At 55.3% G+C, this 17,911-nt stretch carries 19 protein-coding genes; 8 read left to right on the top strand and 11 right to left on the bottom strand.

All coding sequences use genetic code 11. From position 1 onward, the window contains the following. Nucleotides 1–101 precede the first annotated feature (101 nt). The 4 genes from nagE to norV form a co-directional block, all read right to left on the bottom strand. A complete protein-coding gene (gene nagE / locus ABGB15_RS05145) occupies nt 102–1,592 on the bottom strand; it encodes an N-acetylglucosamine-specific PTS transporter subunit IIBC (RefSeq protein ID WP_215722619.1) in 1,491 nt (496 codons plus the stop codon). 213 nt (nt 1,593–1,805) lie between these two features. Next, nucleotides 1,806–1,964, bottom strand: a complete 159-nt coding sequence (locus ABGB15_RS05150) for a hypothetical protein (RefSeq protein ID WP_167515534.1) — start codon at nt 1,962–1,964, stop codon at nt 1,806–1,808. Nucleotides 1,965–2,208: 244 nt separating this feature from the next. After that, entirely contained in the window at nt 2,209–3,342 is a 1,134-nt protein-coding gene (norW, locus tag ABGB15_RS05155; protein ID WP_152082012.1) for an NADH:flavorubredoxin reductase NorW, read from the bottom strand. Further along, nucleotides 3,339–4,781 (bottom strand): anaerobic nitric oxide reductase flavorubredoxin, encoded by a 1,443-nt coding sequence (norV, locus tag ABGB15_RS05160; RefSeq protein ID WP_152082011.1) that lies wholly within the window; start codon nt 4,779–4,781, stop codon nt 3,339–3,341. Before norV ends, norW begins: the two co-directional genes overlap by 4 nt. 187 nt (nt 4,782–4,968) lie before the next feature. Between norV and norR the strand changes: the two genes are divergently transcribed. Beyond that, a complete protein-coding gene (gene norR / locus ABGB15_RS05165) occupies nt 4,969–6,483 on the top strand; it encodes a nitric oxide reductase transcriptional regulator NorR (protein ID WP_215722620.1) in 1,515 nt (504 codons plus the stop codon). Here the strand turns inward: norR and gutQ are convergent. The 7 genes from gutQ to srlA all read right to left on the bottom strand — a co-directional run bounded on the left by gutQ (nt 6,480) and on the right by srlA (nt 11,428). Continuing rightward, on the bottom strand, nt 6,480–7,445 hold the full coding sequence (gutQ, locus tag ABGB15_RS05170; protein WP_215722621.1) for an arabinose-5-phosphate isomerase GutQ: 966 nt from the start codon (nt 7,443–7,445) through the stop codon (nt 6,480–6,482). The genes norR and gutQ overlap by 4 nt on opposite strands. Next, a complete protein-coding gene (locus ABGB15_RS05175; RefSeq protein ID WP_152082008.1) occupies nt 7,438–8,211 on the bottom strand; it encodes a DNA-binding transcriptional repressor in 774 nt (257 codons plus the stop codon). Before ABGB15_RS05175 ends, gutQ begins: the two co-directional genes overlap by 8 nt. 63 nt (nt 8,212–8,274) lie before the next feature. After that, nucleotides 8,275–8,634, bottom strand: a complete 360-nt coding sequence (gutM, locus tag ABGB15_RS05180; protein WP_215722622.1) for a transcriptional regulator GutM — start codon at nt 8,632–8,634, stop codon at nt 8,275–8,277. A gap of 105 nt (nt 8,635–8,739) precedes the next feature. Continuing rightward, the gene (gene srlD / locus ABGB15_RS05185) at nt 8,740–9,519 is read right to left on the bottom strand and encodes a sorbitol-6-phosphate dehydrogenase (RefSeq protein WP_152082006.1); all 780 of its coding nucleotides are present in this window, start codon (nt 9,517–9,519) and stop codon (nt 8,740–8,742) included. Nucleotides 9,520–9,533: 14 nt separating this feature from the next. Next, complete coding sequence (gene srlB, locus ABGB15_RS05190; protein ID WP_152082005.1) at nt 9,534–9,896, bottom strand: PTS glucitol/sorbitol transporter subunit IIA; 363 nt, start codon at nt 9,894–9,896, stop codon at nt 9,534–9,536. Nucleotides 9,897–9,908: 12 nt separating this feature from the next. Continuing rightward, nucleotides 9,909–10,868, bottom strand: coding sequence for a PTS glucitol/sorbitol transporter subunit IIB (locus ABGB15_RS05195; RefSeq protein ID WP_215722623.1), 960 nt, complete (start codon nt 10,866–10,868; stop codon nt 9,909–9,911). Further along, entirely contained in the window at nt 10,865–11,428 is a 564-nt protein-coding gene (gene srlA / locus ABGB15_RS05200) for a PTS glucitol/sorbitol transporter subunit IIC (RefSeq protein ID WP_028016816.1), read from the bottom strand. Before srlA ends, ABGB15_RS05195 begins: the two co-directional genes overlap by 4 nt. A gap of 275 nt (nt 11,429–11,703) precedes the next feature. On the opposite strand from srlA, the gene mltB reads away from it, so the two are divergent. The 7 genes from mltB to recX all read left to right on the top strand — a co-directional run bounded on the left by mltB (nt 11,704) and on the right by recX (nt 17,811). Continuing rightward, nucleotides 11,704–12,804, top strand: a complete 1,101-nt coding sequence (gene mltB, locus ABGB15_RS05205; RefSeq protein WP_168927636.1) for a lytic murein transglycosylase B — start codon at nt 11,704–11,706, stop codon at nt 12,802–12,804. Between the two features lie 259 nt (nt 12,805–13,063). Continuing rightward, the gene (locus ABGB15_RS05210; RefSeq protein ID WP_152082002.1) at nt 13,064–13,717 is read left to right on the top strand and encodes a metal ABC transporter ATP-binding protein; all 654 of its coding nucleotides are present in this window, start codon (nt 13,064–13,066) and stop codon (nt 13,715–13,717) included. After that, nucleotides 13,714–14,574 (top strand): metal ABC transporter permease, encoded by an 861-nt coding sequence (locus tag ABGB15_RS05215; protein ID WP_215722624.1) that lies wholly within the window; start codon nt 13,714–13,716, stop codon nt 14,572–14,574. Before ABGB15_RS05210 ends, ABGB15_RS05215 begins: the two co-directional genes overlap by 4 nt. Nucleotides 14,575–14,588: 14 nt before the next feature. Next, nucleotides 14,589–15,467 carry a metal ABC transporter substrate-binding protein gene (locus ABGB15_RS05220; protein ID WP_215722625.1) on the top strand — a complete coding sequence of 293 codons (879 nt, stop codon included), beginning with the start codon at nt 14,589–14,591 and terminating at the stop codon, nt 15,465–15,467. A 129-nt stretch (nt 15,468–15,596) separates the two neighbouring features. Then, on the top strand, nt 15,597–16,094 hold the full coding sequence (gene pncC, locus ABGB15_RS05225; protein ID WP_152081999.1) for a nicotinamide-nucleotide amidase: 498 nt from the start codon (nt 15,597–15,599) through the stop codon (nt 16,092–16,094). Between the two features lie 89 nt (nt 16,095–16,183). Further along, nucleotides 16,184–17,242 carry a recombinase RecA gene (recA, locus tag ABGB15_RS05230; protein WP_104950255.1) on the top strand — a complete coding sequence of 353 codons (1,059 nt, stop codon included), beginning with the start codon at nt 16,184–16,186 and terminating at the stop codon, nt 17,240–17,242. 68 nt (nt 17,243–17,310) lie between these two features. Further along, entirely contained in the window at nt 17,311–17,811 is a 501-nt protein-coding gene (gene recX / locus ABGB15_RS05235; RefSeq protein WP_215722626.1) for a recombination regulator RecX, read from the top strand. Nucleotides 17,812–17,911 lie beyond the last annotated feature (100 nt).

Consider the following 17,911-nt stretch of genomic DNA (forward strand, 5'->3'; position numbering starts at 1 on the left):
GGTGAGAGTGTAGGTTTTTTTTGCGGAATAAATAAGGTTTGGATGTGTAAAGTGTTCCGGTTTTATTCCCTCTCCTGCGGGAGAGGGAATAAGGAACTGCGTTAGCTATCGATTTGCGCGCGTATCTTTAGCGCTATACTTTCCGCCTGTGGTCCCAGAATGACCTGCGCATTCTGTGAACCCATCTTCAGAATGCCTTTGGCACCCAGCGCTTTCAGCGCGGGTTCGTCCAGCACGCTGTTGTCCACAAGCGTTAAACGCAGACGCGTAATGCAGGCATCGACAATTTTCAGGTTCTGTTTGCCGCCGAGCGCAGCAATATAGTGTGCGATGGCTTCGCTCTGATCGTCAGAATCGCCTGTTACGGTGTCATCATCTTCGCGGCCCGGCGTTTTCAGTTTGAAGAAGCGAATAGCGAAGCTGAACACCACAAAGTAAATCACAAAGAACAGGGCGATCAGTGGGATCAGTATCCACGGTTTTGTGGCGAGTCCCCAGTTCAGGACAAAATCGATAAGCCCTGCCGAGAAACCAAAGCCATGCAGCACGCCGAGGCTGTTGGCGATCACCATGCTCACGCCAGCCAGCACTGCATGTAGCGCATACAGGGCAGGGGCGAGGAACAGGAAGGAGAACTCGATTGGCTCGGTGATACCGGTCAGGAAGGCCGTCAGCGCAACGGAAAGCAGCATCCCGCCTACCGCAGAACGGCGTGCTTTTGGCGCAGCAAAGTACATTGCCAGCGCAGCACCTGGCAGACCACCCATAAAGATGGGGTACGCCCACGCCATGTAAACACCGGCATGCGGATCGCCCGCGAAGAAGCGGTTGAGATCGCCACGGGTCAGATCGGTGGCAATCTGGGTAATGTTGGAGCCGTCGATACCCGGCACCGCACCGCCCACGACAAGGCCTTTCACCACATCCGGCGCAAGGCAGATGTTGTGTACTGCACTTGCCGCATCGTAGGTGACTTTCAGGCAATCACCCAGGCTGAACCAGAAGACAGAGTGCAGGATGTAGTGCAGACCAAATGGAATCAACGCACGGTTAAGTACGCCATAGATAAACCAGCCTGGCTCGCCGCTGCGTGACACCAGCAGGCTGAAGGTATCAATCCCGTGCTGTACGGAAGGCCATACGTAGCCACAGATCCAGGCGATAAACAGACAGATTAACCCGGTCATGATCGGCACCAGGCGTTTACCGGCGAAGAATGCGAGGAAATCTGGCAGCTTAGTGTTTGAGAAGCGGTTGTAGCAGTGGCCTGCCACCACGCCCGCAATGATCCCGGCGAAGAAGGACATGTTAATTGATGCGTTAATTACCGCCGTGGCTTTGGTGAGCACCAGGAAGCCGACAGCACCGGCGAGTGCCGCTGCGCCTGCATTGTCTTTCGCCAGACCAATGGCAATACCCAACGCAAATAACAGCGGTAGACTGTCGAAGATCCCGCCACCCGCACTGGCGATAAAGGGAATATTAAAAACGTCAGGCTGGCCGAGGCGTAATAATATGGCTGCAACCGGTAAGGTTGCGATAGGCAGCATCAGGGCTTTACCCAGACGTTGCAGATAACTGAATGCGTTCATGAGATAGGATTCCAAAAGGACTTAATTCACGTCGAAAAATAACAGCTTTTATTTTGAGATGAAAGAGGCTTGAATAAAAATGTGACACCGAATAAATAAATTTAAGTTATATTTGTTAAGCAAATCATTCTTCAGATAAACAATGAAGCAATTAATAAAGAGTTCCGCTTTTAGCGTAACAAAAAACGGCACCAGAGCCGTTTTTTGTTACGGTTACCGTTTAACGCGGCTCACCGGCATCATTAGTTCGCGCAGGCGCTCTATACGCGCTTCCGGGCTCAGGTAAAACCAGCGAAATAAAACAGGTTCCACTTTCTTTGCCTGTTTAAAATAGCTGGAAAGATAGTTAAGTTCTTTGGTAAAGGTGGCCATGGGATATCTCCGGCTGAGGAATACCTTTTCAGCGTAAGCCGGAATCAGGGAATAAAACAGGTTAATGTTTTTCAGGTGTTCCGCATTTATATATTGATGGAAGAAATAATAAAAGGAATGATAGCGATGATTTATCTGCTTTGTATTTATATTTTGAATAAAATACGCAAAAAAAAGCCCCAGGACATCGGGGCTGTGGATAATAAAATCCGAAGGTTAAGTAAGCGTGGTAAGAGACGGAGGGTTATGCAGGCAACGATTTCAGCAGAGCAAAAGCCTCCTTCATCCGATCTTCACTGACCACGAAGGCGCGTAACTGCCCGTCGTTGTCAGCACCGCGAGCCACCATCCCCTGTGGTTCAATGGCTATCTGCCAGCTTAGATCCTGTCGCTGCGTTTCACCTGCGAGATGCAGCGGCAACTCCGGTGTTTTTACCTTCACCAGCATGGCGGGCAGTTTCAGCGGAGCGTTAGCGCCGAGCAGGTTTTTTGCCAGATACATGGCGCTTAACTGAATCGGTTGCAGGAAGGGCAGAACCTGACCATTGATTTCGGCGCAGTCACCCAGAGCATAAATATCCGGTTGCGTGGTTTGCAGGTAGCTATCCACCTTCACGCCACGGTTTGTCTCTGCTCCGGCACGGTGTGCCAGAGCGGTTTCCGGACGAAGGCCGGTGGCCGCGACAACCACATCCACCTCAACGCTGCGGTTGTGGTCGAGCGTGGCGCGGATGCCACTCCCGGTTTGAGTCAAAGATTGCAACTGAGATTTCAGCAGCAGATGCACGCCCATATCGGTCAGACGATGCTGTAAGCGACTGCTTACTTCTGCTGGCATCAGCGCGGACAGAATGCTGGCTGCGTGGTCAACCAGGGTGACGGATTTTCCCGCACGGCAGAAATCCATCGCCAGCTCGGTGCCAATCAGACCGCCGCCGACAATCATCACTTTCTGTGCGTCACGTAACAGCGTTTCACTGGCCTGATACTCCTGCTGGCTGTTCAGGGTGATCATCAGCTCACGGCCTTCAACCGGTGGAACGAAAGCGGAGGCACCTGTCGCCAGTACCAGCTTGTCGTACTGCCAGGTTTTATCTTTTGCTTTCACCACATGCGCGCTGGCGTCGATATCGCTTACCCACGTGTACGGGAACAGGCGCAGGTTAAACTGTTCTGCGAACTCCCCCGCCGTCTGGCGGGTGAGCTCTTCAGCACGCTGATTCTGGCTAATGACATGGCTTAAATCAGGCTTGTTGTACTCGTCCATGCTGTCGGCGGCAATCACCGTCAACGGCACGTTAGCATCCTGCTTGCGGATGTTTTTCACCAGCTGACGGGCGGCAAAGCCCGAGCCGATAATGACGATACCGTTGTTCATTTTGCCTCCGTACCCAGTTCGTCAAAGACGTCTTTACCGAGGGAACATTCCGGGCAGAGGAAGTTGTCCGGTACGTCGCTCCACGGTGTGCCAGGGGCAACATCCTGCAGCGGCTCGCCCAGTTCCGGGTCGTAGATCCACTGGCAGACGCTGCACTGCATGCGTGGGCCGAGATCTGTACTGGCTGTCGCGGCACAGGTCTGCGGCTGTTCGGCTGGTTTTGCTACGGCTTCAGGCAGCGGTGCGAGCGCCCACTGACGAGCGATGTCACGGCCGTGCTGACGGCAGATTTCCAGCGCGTCGATGTCCGGACGCCATTTGGCTTTCAGGCTCATGGACATCTCAAAACCGGCGTCCTGCAGGCGGGTAGACAGACGATCTACCGCGCCGCCGCTCCAGCCGTGAGAGCCAAAGGCGCTGGCACGCTTGTTGCGAAAGCGCAGGCCGGTCATCTCTTCTACCAGGCCAGCAATTTTTGGCATCATCACGTTATTCATGGTAGAGGTGCCCACCAGCACGCCTTTGGAGCGGAAGACGTTGGTCAGAATTTCGTTTTTATCGCTGCGCGCCACGTTGAAGATTTTCACCGCTACGTTCGGATCAACTTCGTTAATGCCCTGGGCAATGGCATCCGCCATCATGCGGGTGTTGTTGGACATAGTGTCGTAGAAAATTGTGATGCGATCTTCCTGATAATCCGCCGCCCATTTCAGGTACAGCTCGACAATCTGGGTTGGATTTTCACGCCATACCACGCCGTGGGAGGTCGCAATCATATCCACCGGCAGGTTAAAGCCGAGGATTTCGGTGATTTTAGGTGTCACCAGACGGCTGAACGGGGTCAGGATGTTGGCGTAGTAGCGCTGGCACTGCTCGAACAGCTCAGTCTGATCCACTTCGTCATTGAACAGACGTTCGTCGCAGTAGTGCTGGCCGAAGGCGTCGTTACTGAACAGCACCGCGTCGCCGGTCATGTAGGTCATCATGCTGTCCGGCCAGTGCAGCATTGGCGTTTCAACGAAAATAAGCTGTTTGCCGTTACCGATGTCCAGCGAATCACCGGTTTTCACGGTGTGGAAATTCCACTCCGGATGGTGATGGTGACCGTTGATAGAGTCGATGGCGTTTGTGGTGCAGTAAATTGGCGTGTCAGGAATGTAAGACATCAGCTCGGTCAATGCTCCGGCGTGGTCTTCTTCCGCGTGGTTGATGATGATGTAGTCGATATCGTTCAGGTCGATTTCGCTGCGCAGGTTCTGCACGAACTCGCGGCTGAATTTGTGATCGACGGTATCGATCAGGACGTTTTTACCTTCACGAATGAGATAGCTGTTGTAGCTGCTGCCGCGCAGCGTTTTATATTCCGTGCCGTGAAAATCACGAACTTCCCAGTCACGTTGACCAACCCAATGAATGTTATTTTTTACCAGAATAGACATAGCAACCTCAGTGTAATACGGCGTTTTCAAATAAGTTGGTTTAGCTATATCAAGATGCGTGCCAGTTTTTTATTTAATTGATTTTTATTGGTTTATTATTTTATAGCCCGTAATGGGTAGTCATTATGACTATCTTAAAAAGAGTCAATATGACAATATGTATTGTCAAAATGACAGCGAGGCATACATGAGCTTTTCCGTAGATGTACTGGCGAAGATCGCCATTGAACTGCAAACCGGTATTGGCCACCAGGATCGCTTTCAGCGGCTGATCTCCACCCTGCGCCACGTGCTGGCGTGTGATGCCTCGGCGCTGCTGCGCTACGAAGGGCGGCAGTTCATTCCGCTGGCGATTGACGGGCTGGCGCAGGACGTGCTGGGACGGCGTTTTACTCTGGAAGGCCACCCGCGTCTGGAAACGATTGCGAGGGCAGGTGATGTGGTGCGCTTCCCGGCGGACAGCGATCTGCCCGATCCGTATGATGGCCTGATCCCCGGACAGGAGAGCCTTAAAGTCCACGCCTGCATCGGCCTGCCGCTGTTTGCCGGGCAAAACCTGATTGGCGCGCTGACCCTCGACGGTATGTCACCGGACCAGTTCGACACCTTCAGCGACGAAGAGCTGCGCCTGATTGCGGCGCTGGCCGCTGGCGCGTTGAACAATGCGCTGTTGATTGAGCAACTGGAGAGCCAGAACATTCTGCCCGGCAGTCCGGCGGCGTTTGAGCAGGTGACGCACACCGAGATGATTGGGCTTTCACCGGGCATGATGCAGTTGAAAAAAGAGATCGATATTGTTGCGGCCTCCGATTTGAACGTGCTGATCTTTGGTGAAACCGGCACCGGTAAAGAGCTGGTGGCGAAGTCAATTCATGAAGCCTCGCCGCGCGCGGTGAATCCGCTGGTGTATCTCAACTGCGCGGCCCTGCCGGAAAGCGTGGCGGAAAGTGAACTGTTTGGTCACGTCAAAGGGGCCTTTACCGGGGCGATCAGCAACCGCAGCGGTAAGTTTGAAATGGCCGATAACGGCACGCTGTTCCTGGATGAGATTGGTGAACTGTCGCTGTCGCTACAGGCTAAGCTGCTGCGCGTATTGCAGTACGGCGATATTCAGCGCGTGGGTGATGACCGCAGCTTAAGGGTGGATGTGCGCGTGCTGGCGGCCACCAACCGTGACCTGCGCGAAGAAGTGCTGGCCGGGAATTTCCGTGCCGATCTGTTCCATCGCCTGAGCGTTTTTCCGCTCTCCGTGCCGCCACTGCGCGAACGCGGGGAAGATGTGGTGCTGCTGGCGGGCTTTTTCTGCGAGCAGTGTCGGCTCAAAATGGGGCTTTCCCGCGTGGTGCTGAGCACAGGGGCGCGCAACCATCTGCTGAATTACGGCTGGCCGGGCAACGTGCGCGAGCTGGAACATGCGATTCACCGTGCAGTGGTGCTGGCACGGGCAACGCGTTCAGGGGATGAAGTGGTGATCCACGCGCGGCATTTCGCATTGCATGATGAAACGGCGCAGGTGGTGGTTCAGGAAGCACCGGAAATGGCGAACGTGAACCTGCGCGAGGCGACAGAGACATTTCAGCGTCAGATGATCACCCGCGCGCTGGAGCAGAATAACCGCAGTTGGGCAGCGTGCGCGCGGGCGCTGGAAACGGACGTCGCCAACCTGCACCGGCTGGCGAAGCGTCTGGGGCTGAAGGGTTAAATGATCCCGGCCTGGTAGAAGTCCTGCAGGTTGATGGCACCGCACAGTTTGCCGTTCTCATCCACCACCGGAGCGGCAGTGATTTTGCGCTTCATCAGCACCTCTTTGGCTTCAATGGCACGGCTGTCGGCGTTCAGCGTCAGCCCGCCTTTGGTCATCGTGTCTGAGACTCGTGATTCCAGCTTGCCGCCGCCCACCAGCCAGCGGCGCAGGTCGCCATCGGTAAATACGCCTTTGACATAGCGTTCATTATCGCAAACGGCCACCAGCCCCAGCCCGGTACGGCTCAGCTCCAGCATGGCGTCCATCACGCTGGTGTCGAGTGTGACATGTGGAATGGCATCGTCGGTACGCATCAGATGGTGGACTTTATTGAGCAGGCGCGCGCCTAGTGCCCCTGCAGGATGTGAACGGGCGAAATCTTCTTCATTGAAGCCGCGAGCCTGCATCACTGCCATCGCCAGCGCGTCGCCCATCATCAGGGTGTTGACGGTGCTGGAGGTCGGGGCGAGGTGCATCGGGCAGGCTTCGCGCTCAACGGAGATATCGAGCGTCGCTTTGGCCGCCAGCGCCAGCGGTGAACGGGATTTACCGGTCATCGCCAGCAGGGCAACGGATTTTTCCTGCAGGCGCGGAATGATCAGGTCCAGCTCTTTGGCCGAACCGGAGTAGGAGATAAACAGCATCACGTCGCGGCTTTCGATCATCCCCAGATCGCCGTGCAGCGCTTCAGCGGGATGAACGAAGAATGCCGGGGTGCCGGTGCTGGCAAGCGTCGCGGCAATTTTTTTGCCGATATGGCCAGACTTACCGATACCTGCCACGATCACTTTCCCTTCACACTGGATAATGGTGTTCGCAGCCCGCACAAAATCCTCACCCAGACGATCCGGCAGGCGGCTGGCTTCCTGCAGTTCCAGCATCAGCGTCTGACGGCCCGCGTTTAACAGAAAATCACTCATCTTTCTCTCCGGTTACGATAACGTCGATTCCTTTCTCTTCCAGCGCTTTTTTGAACGCCGGATCGATACCTGCGTCGGTAATCAACTTATCGACGCTTTCAAGGCTGCAGACAATATTAGGGCTTTTACGGCCAAACTTCGATGAATCTGCCATCAAAATCACTTCACGTGCGGCGTTACACATCGCTTTGCTGACGCTAAACACTTCATTGAAGGTGGTCACGCCTGCGTTCAGATCGATGCCATCGGTGCCCATAAAGAGTTTATCAAAGCTGAAGTGGTCGAAGGCGTTCTCCGCCAGTTGGCCGTGAAACGACGCCGATTTTTTACGGAAGGTGCCGCCGGGCATCAGAATGGTTTGCTCGCAGTCGTTCTCCGACAGGGCGTTGACGATATGCAGGCTGTTGGTCATCACCGTGATGTTGTTAAAGCGGCTGAGCATTGGGATCATTTGCAGAACCGTGCTGCCCGCATCAAGGATGATAGAGTCACCGTCGTGGATAAACTTCACGGCGGCTTCGGCAATCAGCGCTTTCTGGTGCGTATTAATCAGCGTTTTGTGATCGATAGGCGGGTCGGCTTCATCTTTGTTGAGCACCACTCCGCCGTAGGTTCGAATGACTGCGCCAGCGTTTTCGAGCAATACCAGGTCTTTGCGTATTGTCGTGCCGGTGGTGTCAAAGTAGTGGGCCAGCTCTTCTACCGAGCATTTTCCCTGCTTTTGCAGATGTTCCAGTATGGCCGCCTGCCGCTGACGTGGTTTCATAGGCGCTTCGTTCCTTACGTTGCGAAATGATAATTTCGCAAGTTTATAGCGTTCACAACGAAATTATCCATGTTTCAGATTAAGCGCTAATGATAGTGCATTCTGACAGAGTGAATCATGGGGAAAGATCACATCGGGCCGCAATTCCTCCAGCGATATGCCGTTGATTGCCTGGATTTTAGCCGGTCGGGCAAATACCGTCATCCCGCGCATGATGAGCGAATCGCAAACGTTGTTATGTTCATCCAGCGCAATCGCAACCACCACGCGTGGCTTGAAGCGCCCGCCGGAACGTCCGACGCCCACGCGCCCTTTCTGACAGAGTGCATCGAACGCCCGGTTGAACTGGCGAATTTGCCAGCCGCCGAACGCCAGCTGGCAGATCCAGGCGATGGCAGCGACGGTGATGAGTGCTGTGACCATATTGGCTCCTTACTTGCCGGGTGGCGGCTGCGCCTTATCCGGCCTACGGTTTGAAGGTTTTTGTAGGCCCGGTAAGCGGTAGCGCCACCGGGCAATACCGCTCTATCAGAACATCACCTGCCCACCGGTCACGTTAATTGACTGCCCGGTGCAATACGACGCTTTCGGGCTGGCGTAAAACAGCAGCATATTCAGCACGTCCTGATAGTCGCACCCGCGCTTCAGCGGCACTTTGTCGATGTAATACTGCTCCACTTCTTCGGCTTTGATGCCGAGCTTGGTGGCGTACTGTGGTAGAAGAGACTGGAACATAGGCGATTTCAGCAGGTTGCCGAGCATCAGCGCGTGTACGGTGATACCGTATTCGGCCAGATCCAGCGCCAGAGATTGTGTCAGCCCCACGCCGCCAAACTTCGCCGCGCTGTAGCCGGAGTTGTGCTTGCTGCCCACTTTCCCCGATTTCGAGTTGATCTGTATGATGCGTCCCTGAATGCCGTCGCGGATCATCAGACGGGAAAACTCGCGGGCGCAGAGAAAATAGCCCACCAGGTTCACCTGCAGAGAGCGGTCGAAATCCCCCAGTGCGAAGTCGCTGATAAACGCCGCTTTTGCAATGCCCGCGCTGTAAACCAGCAGGTCGGTACGGCCAAAAATCTCGTCCACACCGCGGGCAAGCGCCATCACGCTCTGCTCGCTGGTGGCGTCGGCCCCGAACCCGTAAGCCATGCCTTCACCAAATTCGGTATTAATGGTGTCCGCCACGCGGGCGGCTTTTTCACTCTGAATATCGACAACCGCTACGCGGTAGCCTTCTGCGGCAAGCCCACGGCAGAGGAACTCTCCTAAGGTTTGTCCCCCACCAATGACAACGGCAACCTGACTCATAACGCTCTCCTTAATTACGCAACAAATTTTAATGTGCAGCCTGGGGTGACAGCCTGCGGAACCGGACCCGCCACGTGAACCGTGCCGGGATATTCCGCCTGCGGTTGACCATCAAAACGCAGGGTAATGTGGCCCAGCTCGCGCAGGTTTTGCCCGGCGACGTCGCCAACGGCGGTGACGGCATAACGCGTGTCACCCAGCTCCAGCTGGCTACCGGCCTTCAGCTCACCGTTCATCTCGCCGTGGCAGTGGATAAAGCAAAATTCTTCGATGTCTGCCGGTGCGCCTTCACGGAAGGTAATCAGCATCTGGTCGCTGAGCGCATCGGCTGCGCTCTGGCCGATGCGGGTAATGGTGGTTTGGTAAATCACGGTCATCGCAGGAACCTCTTATTGGTAAATAAATCCAGAGACAAACCAGGCAATCAGCACCGTCGGCGCGCCTGTCAGGAAACGGCTGACCAGCACCGATGGCACACCCACGCGCACGGTGTCCTGACGCGCTTCGGCGAGTGACAGCCCAACGGGGATGAAGTCACACGCCGCCTGAGCGTTAATGGCAAACAGCGCGGGCAGGGCCAGATGCGGGGGAATATTGCCCAGACCGATTTGCACGCCAATCAACACGCCAATGACTTGCGCAATCACCGCGCCGGGGCCGAGGAAGGGCGACAGCAGCGGGAAGGAGCAGATCAGCGCCAGCGTCACCAGCCCGAGCGGATGGCTGGCGAGCGGGGCGAGACCGTGGGCAATCCAGTCCCCCAGGCCGGACGCCATGATGATGCCGATCAGCGCCGAGACGAACGCCATAAACGGCAGAATGGTTTTCAGCACCGTGTCGATGGTGTCGCGCCCGGACTGGAACAGTACCGCCACGGCGGAGCCCATCCCCATCCCGACCTTCGCCAGCAGACCGTCGCTCTGCTCGGTGATTTTTTTGCTGGTGTCATAATCACGCGGGGCCGCTTTTTGAGGGGCTGGAGAACCATTCACCAGGCTAATGTTTTCTTCTTTCACACCCGACACATAGATGTCTTCAACGATGTACTGCGCCAGCGGGCCGGATTTCCCGGTCGAGTGAATGTTGATGGTAGGAATGCGACGCTTCGGATAAATGCCGCAGCGCAACGTGCCGCCGCAGTCGATCACCGCGACGCCGATTTCTGCTTCGGGCGGTTCACCCTCTTTGAAGCCGTCGACCGCTTCCCAGCCGGTCAGTTCGCGCAGTTTGTCGACAATCGCGGGGCGTGTGCCTGCGGTAATGTAGACAATCTTTTTACTCTCTGTGGCGTCGAGTTCCAGCGGGCCGCCCCAGCCGCCCGTTCCTTTTTCAATACGAATATGGCTCATGCTGTGGCTCCTGAAAGATGGACTTTCTGTTCAAGCTGGATGCCCATTTTTTTCTCGAAAATGGCGGTGGTGAGGTCCGTCACCCAGCCGCGGAAGAAGTTGGTCACCAGGCCGACCAGCAGATAGCTCACCGCCAGCGGGCCAAGCGGCAGACCAAGCGTGGTAAGACCGCTGGCAATCCCGAGGTAGACAAACAGCTCACCAGGGTTGATGTGCGGGAAGAGGCCATTCATCGAGTGGCAGCTATAGGACGCGGCGGCGTAATAGCTCGGCTTGTACTTTTCCGGCATAAAGCGGCCGAGGCTCAGGGTCATCGGGTTACAGAAAACAAACGTACCGATGCAGGGCAGGACCAGATAACGGGACAGCGGGTTTCCGGCGCAGCGTTGGGCGAAGCGTTCGATGCGCTGCTGGCCGATAAAGTTAATCAGCGCGTTCATGATAACGAGCAGGCTGATCAGCAGGGGAAGTATGCCGGTCACCATGCCGGTGAACACTTCTCCGCCTTTCTGAAACAGCCCGATGAACCATTCGGCTCCGTGGGTGATGGTTTCTATCATTCTTCTCTCCTGTAGGACTTTTTTGTTTTTGTATAACTGCGGCTAATAATAATCACTTTGAAAGATTTTAAAGTGTTAGTTAGATCTCACAATGAAAGAAAAATGTATTATTTTGAAAGTTAATTGATGGTGTGAATGTTTTTTGAAGAGAAAAAGCCCAGCCTGACGTTAGAGGTGCGTAAAGATTGCGTAGGGGAAGTGAGTACCGCTTCCTTGAGGAGTCGGGGATGCTTTACCATACTGGGTTCTTATCGAACTCGTTAAATGGATGTCCCATGTTCAAGCGTCGTTATGCAGCGCTGTTGCCTGCGCTTATTCTGCTGTCCGCCTGTAGTAGCAAACCAAAGACTGAAGCTGTTCAGCAAACGGCTGGCGCACCGTCCGGAGGATTCCTGCTGGAGCCGCAGCACAATATGATGCAGATGGGCGGCGACTTCGCGAACAACCCGGCTGCCGAGCAGTTCATCGATAAAATGGTGAGCAAACACGGTTTTGACCGTCAGCAACTGCACGAAATTTTGTCTCAGGCGAAACGCCTGGACTACGTGCTGCGTCTGATGGACAGGCAGGCACCGACGGCCCAGGTGCCGACCGGGCCAAACGGTGCGTGGCTGCGCTACCGCAAACAGTTTATTACCCCGGACAACGTGCAAAACGGCGTGGTGTTCTGGAATCAGTACGAAGACGCGCTTAACCGCGCGTGGCAGGTCTACGGCGTGCCGCCGGAAATCATCGTCGGGATTATCGGCGTGGAGACCCGCTGGGGCCGCATCATGGGTAAAACCCGTATCCTCGATGCGCTGGCAACGCTCTCCTTCAACTATCCACGTCGCGCGGAATATTTCTCTTCCGAGCTGGAAACCTTCCTGCTGATGGCGCGTAACGAACAGGACGATCCGCTCGATCTGAAAGGCTCGTTTGCCGGTGCGATGGGCTACGGCCAGTTTATGCCATCGTCCTACAAGCAATATGCCGTTGATTTTAATGGTGATGGGCATATCAACCTGTGGGACCCGGTAGATGCCATCGGCAGCGTAGCGAACTACTTCAAAGCGCACGGCTGGACGCCGGGCGGCCAGGTGGCGGTGCAGGCGAACGGCCAGGCGTTTGGGCTGGAAAACGGCTTTAAGACCAAATACAGCGTTGCACAGCTGACGGCGGCAGGCTTAACGCCAACCCAGCCGCTGGGCAATGTTGATCAGGTGAGCCTGCTGCGTCTGGACGTGGGGACAGGTTATCAATACTGGTACGGCCTGCCGAACTTCTACACCATCACCCGCTATAACCACAGCACGCACTATGCGATGGCGGTGTGGCAGCTTGGGCTGGCGGTGTCGCAGGCGCGCGTCCCGGCAGCATCACCGTTTAGTCAGTAATCGCCTTATTTCCCCCTCTCCCTGTGGGAGAGGGCTCCCGCGCGCACCTTACTTTCCCGCAGAAACATTTCGCCACACTCCCTTTTAACCCTCGCCATTTACATTAACGCCGCCTTTCATTATTGTTATGTTATAACATTTATTGTGGTGCTGAGATGTCTACTTCCCTTTTTTCTCTCTCTGCGCCGGTTCGGCTGCTGCTGGCACTGGTGATTATTGTCTTTATCGGGCTGGCCGTGCGCTGGGCGGTGGTGCTGCCATGATCGTGATGAAACAACTGGTGACGGGATATGACCGCCAGCCTGTCACGCGCCCGCTGTCCGGCGTGATTGAACGCGGAAGCATGACGGCGATTGTCGGAGCCAACGGATGCGGCAAATCCACGTTGTTGAAAACGCTCGCCGGGTTTATTCCGCCGGTGAGCGGCAGTTTCCGCTGGCAGGGTAAACGCCCGGTGACGGGATGGCTGGCGCAGCGAAACGAACTGGAGGCGCAATTTCCGCTGACCGTGCAGGACGTGGTGAGCATGGGCTGCTGGCCCGGTATTTCCCTTTTTGCCGGATTTCGTCGTGAAACACGGCTGCGCATCGCTGGGGCGCTTGAGCGCGTGGGGCTGGAATCGATGGCGCTGTCGACCATCGATGAGCTCTCTGGCGGTCAGTTTCAGCGCATGCTGTTTGCCCGCGTGTTAGTGCAGCAGGCTCCGCTGGTAATGCTCGATGAACCCTTTACCGGTGTTGATGAAGCGACCTGTAACGTACTGATGGATCTGATGCTGGAAATGTATATGCAGGGGCAGACTCTGCTGGCGGTACTGCATGACAGCGAGCGCGTGTCGCGTCACTTTCCGCAGACGTTACGGCTGGATGCTGACATCCCGCAATGGAAAACCGAACGGGTGAGGGTGGCATGATCTGGCACATTTTCTTTCAGCCGTTCATTGAATACGGCTTTATGCGCCGTGCGCTGGTGGTCTGCCTCGCGCTCTCCGTGAGCACTACCGCACTGGGTGTGTTTCTTCTGCTGCGCCGGATGAGCCTGATGGGCGATGCCCTCTCGCACGCCATTTTACCAGGTGTTGCCGTGGGATATCTGCTCAGCGGCATGTCGTTACTGGCGATGAGTATCGGGGGCTTTATCGCCGGGATCGCTGTGGCATTGGTGGCCGGGCTGGTCAGCCGCCGCACACCGCTAAAAGAGGATGCCAGTTTTGCCGGGTTTTATCTCGGCTCGCTGGCGCTGGGCGTTACGCTGGTGTCGTTGCGTGGCTCGAATGTTGATCTGCTGCACCTGCTGTTTGGCTCCATTCTCGCGGTGGATAACGATGCTGCGCTGTTTGTCACGGGCGTTTGCATGTTCACTCTGGTCACGCTGGCGATTTTCTACCGCGGCCTGGTGACCGAGGCTTTTGATACCGCGTGGTTGCAGGTAAACGCCCGCTGGCTACCCGGTTTATTGCATGGTCTGTTTCTGGCGCTGCTGGTGCTTAACCTGGTGGCTGGCTTTCAGGTGCTCGGTACGCTGATGGCCGTCGGGCTGATGATGCTCCCGGCGGTCGCGGCGCGCTGCTGGGTTCGTACCTTACCCGGTTTGTTATTGATGGCTGGCATTAGCGGCATTTTCTGTGCGTGGCTGGGGCTCAGCCTCTCCTGGGCAGTGAGTCTGCCTGCCGGGCCGTCCATCGTGCTGACCGCCAGCGCGCTGTTCTTTATTTCCATTTTATTTGGCACGCGCAGCAGGCTGGCTGGCAGCCTGCGTGCGCTTTTTTAACGCAAGGGGAAACGATGAAACGTACAGGGTTAATAGTGGCGCTTGCGCTGGGGATGATGTCACACGGTGTGATGGCGAAAACGCTTAATGTGGTTACCAGCTTTTCCATTCTGGGTGACATCACTCAGGAGGTGGGCGGCGATCATGTGAAAGTGACGACGCTGGTGGGGCCGGACGGCGATCCGCATACCTTCGAACCGTCACCGAAAGACAGCGCGGCGCTGAGCAAAGCGGATGTGGTGGTAGTGAATGGCCTGGGGCTGGAGGGCTGGCTCGACCGTCTGGTGAAAGCCTCCGGGTTTAAAGGCCAGCTTGTGGTGGCGTCGACTGGCGTAAAAACGCACGCCCTGGAAGAAGATGGCAAAACCGTTACCGATCCGCATGCATGGAACAGCGCGGCGAATGGTGCGCTGTATGCGCAAAATATCCTTAATGGCCTGGTAAACGCCGATCCTGAAGATAAAGCTGCGCTGGAGGCGTCAGGCAAACCTTACATCGCACAGCTGACTCAGCTGGATAGCTGGGCCAAAACGCGCTTCAGCCAGATCCCGCAGGAGAAACGTAAGGTGTTGACCAGCCATGACGCTTTTGGCTATTTCAGCCGTGCTTATGGTGTAACATTCATGGCACCACAAGGATTGTCATCTGAGAGCGAAGCCAGCGCAGCACAGGTGGCTTCGCTCATCAACCAGATCAAAGCCGATGGCGTAAAAACCTGGTTTATGGAAAACCAGCTTGACCCGCGTCTGGTGAAACAGATTGCCACCGCGACTGGCGCACAGCCGGGCGGTGAACTTTACCCTGAAGCGCTGTCGGCAAAAGGCGGCGTGGCTGACACCTACGTAAAGGCGTTCCGTCATAATGTCGATACGATTGCGAACAGCATGAAATAACACCCCCATAGCCGGTGCGCCCGCATCGGCTTTTTTCTGAAGCCCCCTCGTAAATCCAGAAGCTCATCCCCATATCTGACAAGAAAGTGCTATCTTGTGCAGCACGTTTTTCCGAAGCCTGGAGCGATAATGACTGACCATGAATTGATGCAGCTGAGCGAAGTGGTAGGGCTGGCGTTAAAGCAGCGTGGCGCGACCATTACCACTGCGGAGTCCTGCACTGGCGGCTGGGTTGCGAAAGTAATTACCGATATTGCCGGCAGTTCCGCCTGGTTTGAACGCGGCTTTGTGACCTACAGTAACGAAGCAAAAGCGCAGATGATCGGTGTACGTGAATCCACGCTTGAACAGCATGGTGCGGTCAGTGAACCGGTGGTTATCGAAATGGCGATTGGCGCGCTGAAAGAAGCACGTGCGGATTATGCTATTTCGATCAGCGGCATTGCAGGGCCAGATGGCGGCAGCGATGTAAAGCCCGTCGGCACCGTCTGGTTTGGCTTTGCGACATCGAAAGGTGAGGGGATCACCCGCCGGGAGTGCTTTAGTGGCGATCGTGAAAGCGTGCGCCGTCAGGCAACGGAATATGCGTTAAATACGCTCTGGCAACAATTTCTACAAAACACTTGATACTGTATGACTATACAGTATAATTGCACCAACAGAACAGAAATCCACGGTGAAGCGCAGTTGCTTCTCCCGGTATGACAGGAGTAATAATGGCTATCGACGAAAACAAACAGAAAGCGTTGGCGGCAGCACTGGGCCAGATCGAAAAGCAATTCGGTAAAGGCTCCATCATGCGCCTGGGTGAAGACCGCACCATGGATGTAGAAACGATCTCCACCGGCTCGCTTTCTCTCGATATCGCGCTGGGTGCGGGCGGTCTGCCGATGGGCCGTATCGTAGAAATCTACGGACCGGAATCCTCGGGTAAAACGACCCTGACGCTGCAGGTTATTGCGGCAGCACAGCGCGAAGGTAAAACCTGTGCGTTCATCGATGCCGAGCACGCGCTTGACCCTGTCTATGCCCGTAAGCTGGGTGTCGATATCGACAACCTGCTGTGCTCCCAGCCGGACACCGGTGAGCAGGCGCTGGAAATTTGTGACGCGCTGGCACGTTCCGGTGCCGTTGACGTTATCGTGGTCGACTCCGTTGCCGCTCTGACGCCAAAAGCCGAAATCGAAGGCGAAATCGGTGACTCACACATGGGCCTCGCGGCACGTATGATGAGTCAGGCGATGCGTAAGCTGGCCGGTAACCTGAAGCAGTCCAATACGCTGCTGATCTTTATCAACCAGATCCGTATGAAAATTGGTGTGATGTTCGGTAACCCGGAAACCACCACCGGTGGTAACGCACTGAAATTCTATGCCTCTGTCCGTCTGGATATCCGCCGTATCGGTGCGGTGAAAGAGGGTGAGAACGTGGTCGGTAGCGAAACCCGCGTGAAGGTGGTGAAGAACAAAATTGCAGCACCGTTCAAACAGGCTGAATTCCAGATCCTTTACGGTGAAGGTATCAACTTCTTTGGCGAACTGGTTGACCTGGGCGTGAAAGAGAAGCTGATTGAAAAAGCGGGCGCATGGTACAGCTACAACGGCGATAAAATTGGTCAGGGTAAAGCGAATGCGATCTCCTGGCTGAAAGAGAACCCGGCTGCAGCGAAAGAGATTGAGAAGAAAGTGCGTGAGCTGCTGCTGAACAACCAGGACTCTAAACCTGATTTCGTGGTGGATGCCGCGGATGCTGAAGAGACCAACGAAGACTTTTAATTCTTGCGCGTAAAAATAAAGGGCTGCTGATGCGGCCCTTTTTGCATTTCTGAACCAGCAGGTTTTTTATGAGTGAACCTACATCACGTCGACCCGCCTTTGCTCGCTTACTGGATCGTGCGGTGCGTATTCTTGCCGTGCGTGATCACAGCGAGCAGGAGCTGCGGCGGAAACTTGCAGCGCCGGTAATGAGTAAAAACGGGCCGGAAGCCATTGATGCCACGGCGGAAGATTACGACCGTGTAATTGCCTGGTGTTATGAACACCGTTATCTGGATGATGAGCGTTTTGCCTCGCGATTTATCGCCAGTCGCAGCCGTAAAGGTTATGGTCCTGCGCGCATTCGTCAGGAGTTAAATCAGAAAGGCGTTGCCCGTGAATCCACTGAAAAAGCGATGCACGAATGCGATATCGACTGGTGCGAACTGGCCCGAGATCAGGCCGCGCGTAAATATGGCGAACCGCTGCCGCGTGAATTTTCAGAAAAAGTCAAAATCCAGCGCTTTTTGCTCTATCGCGGCTTTCTGATGGAAGATATTCAGGATATCTGGCGTAATTTTGCCGATTGAACGCATGCGGGATTTTACTTCCCACTAAAGAAAACTTATCTTATTCCCACTTTTTCCAGTAGCTGGTCTGTCCAACTGTTTACAGATACAGACTTGCTGC

Origin of the sequence: Enterobacter sp. MALB-1 (assembly GCF_041021625.1) — a bacterium.
Lineage (GTDB): Bacteria > Pseudomonadota > Gammaproteobacteria > Enterobacterales > Enterobacteriaceae > Enterobacter > Enterobacter oligotrophicus.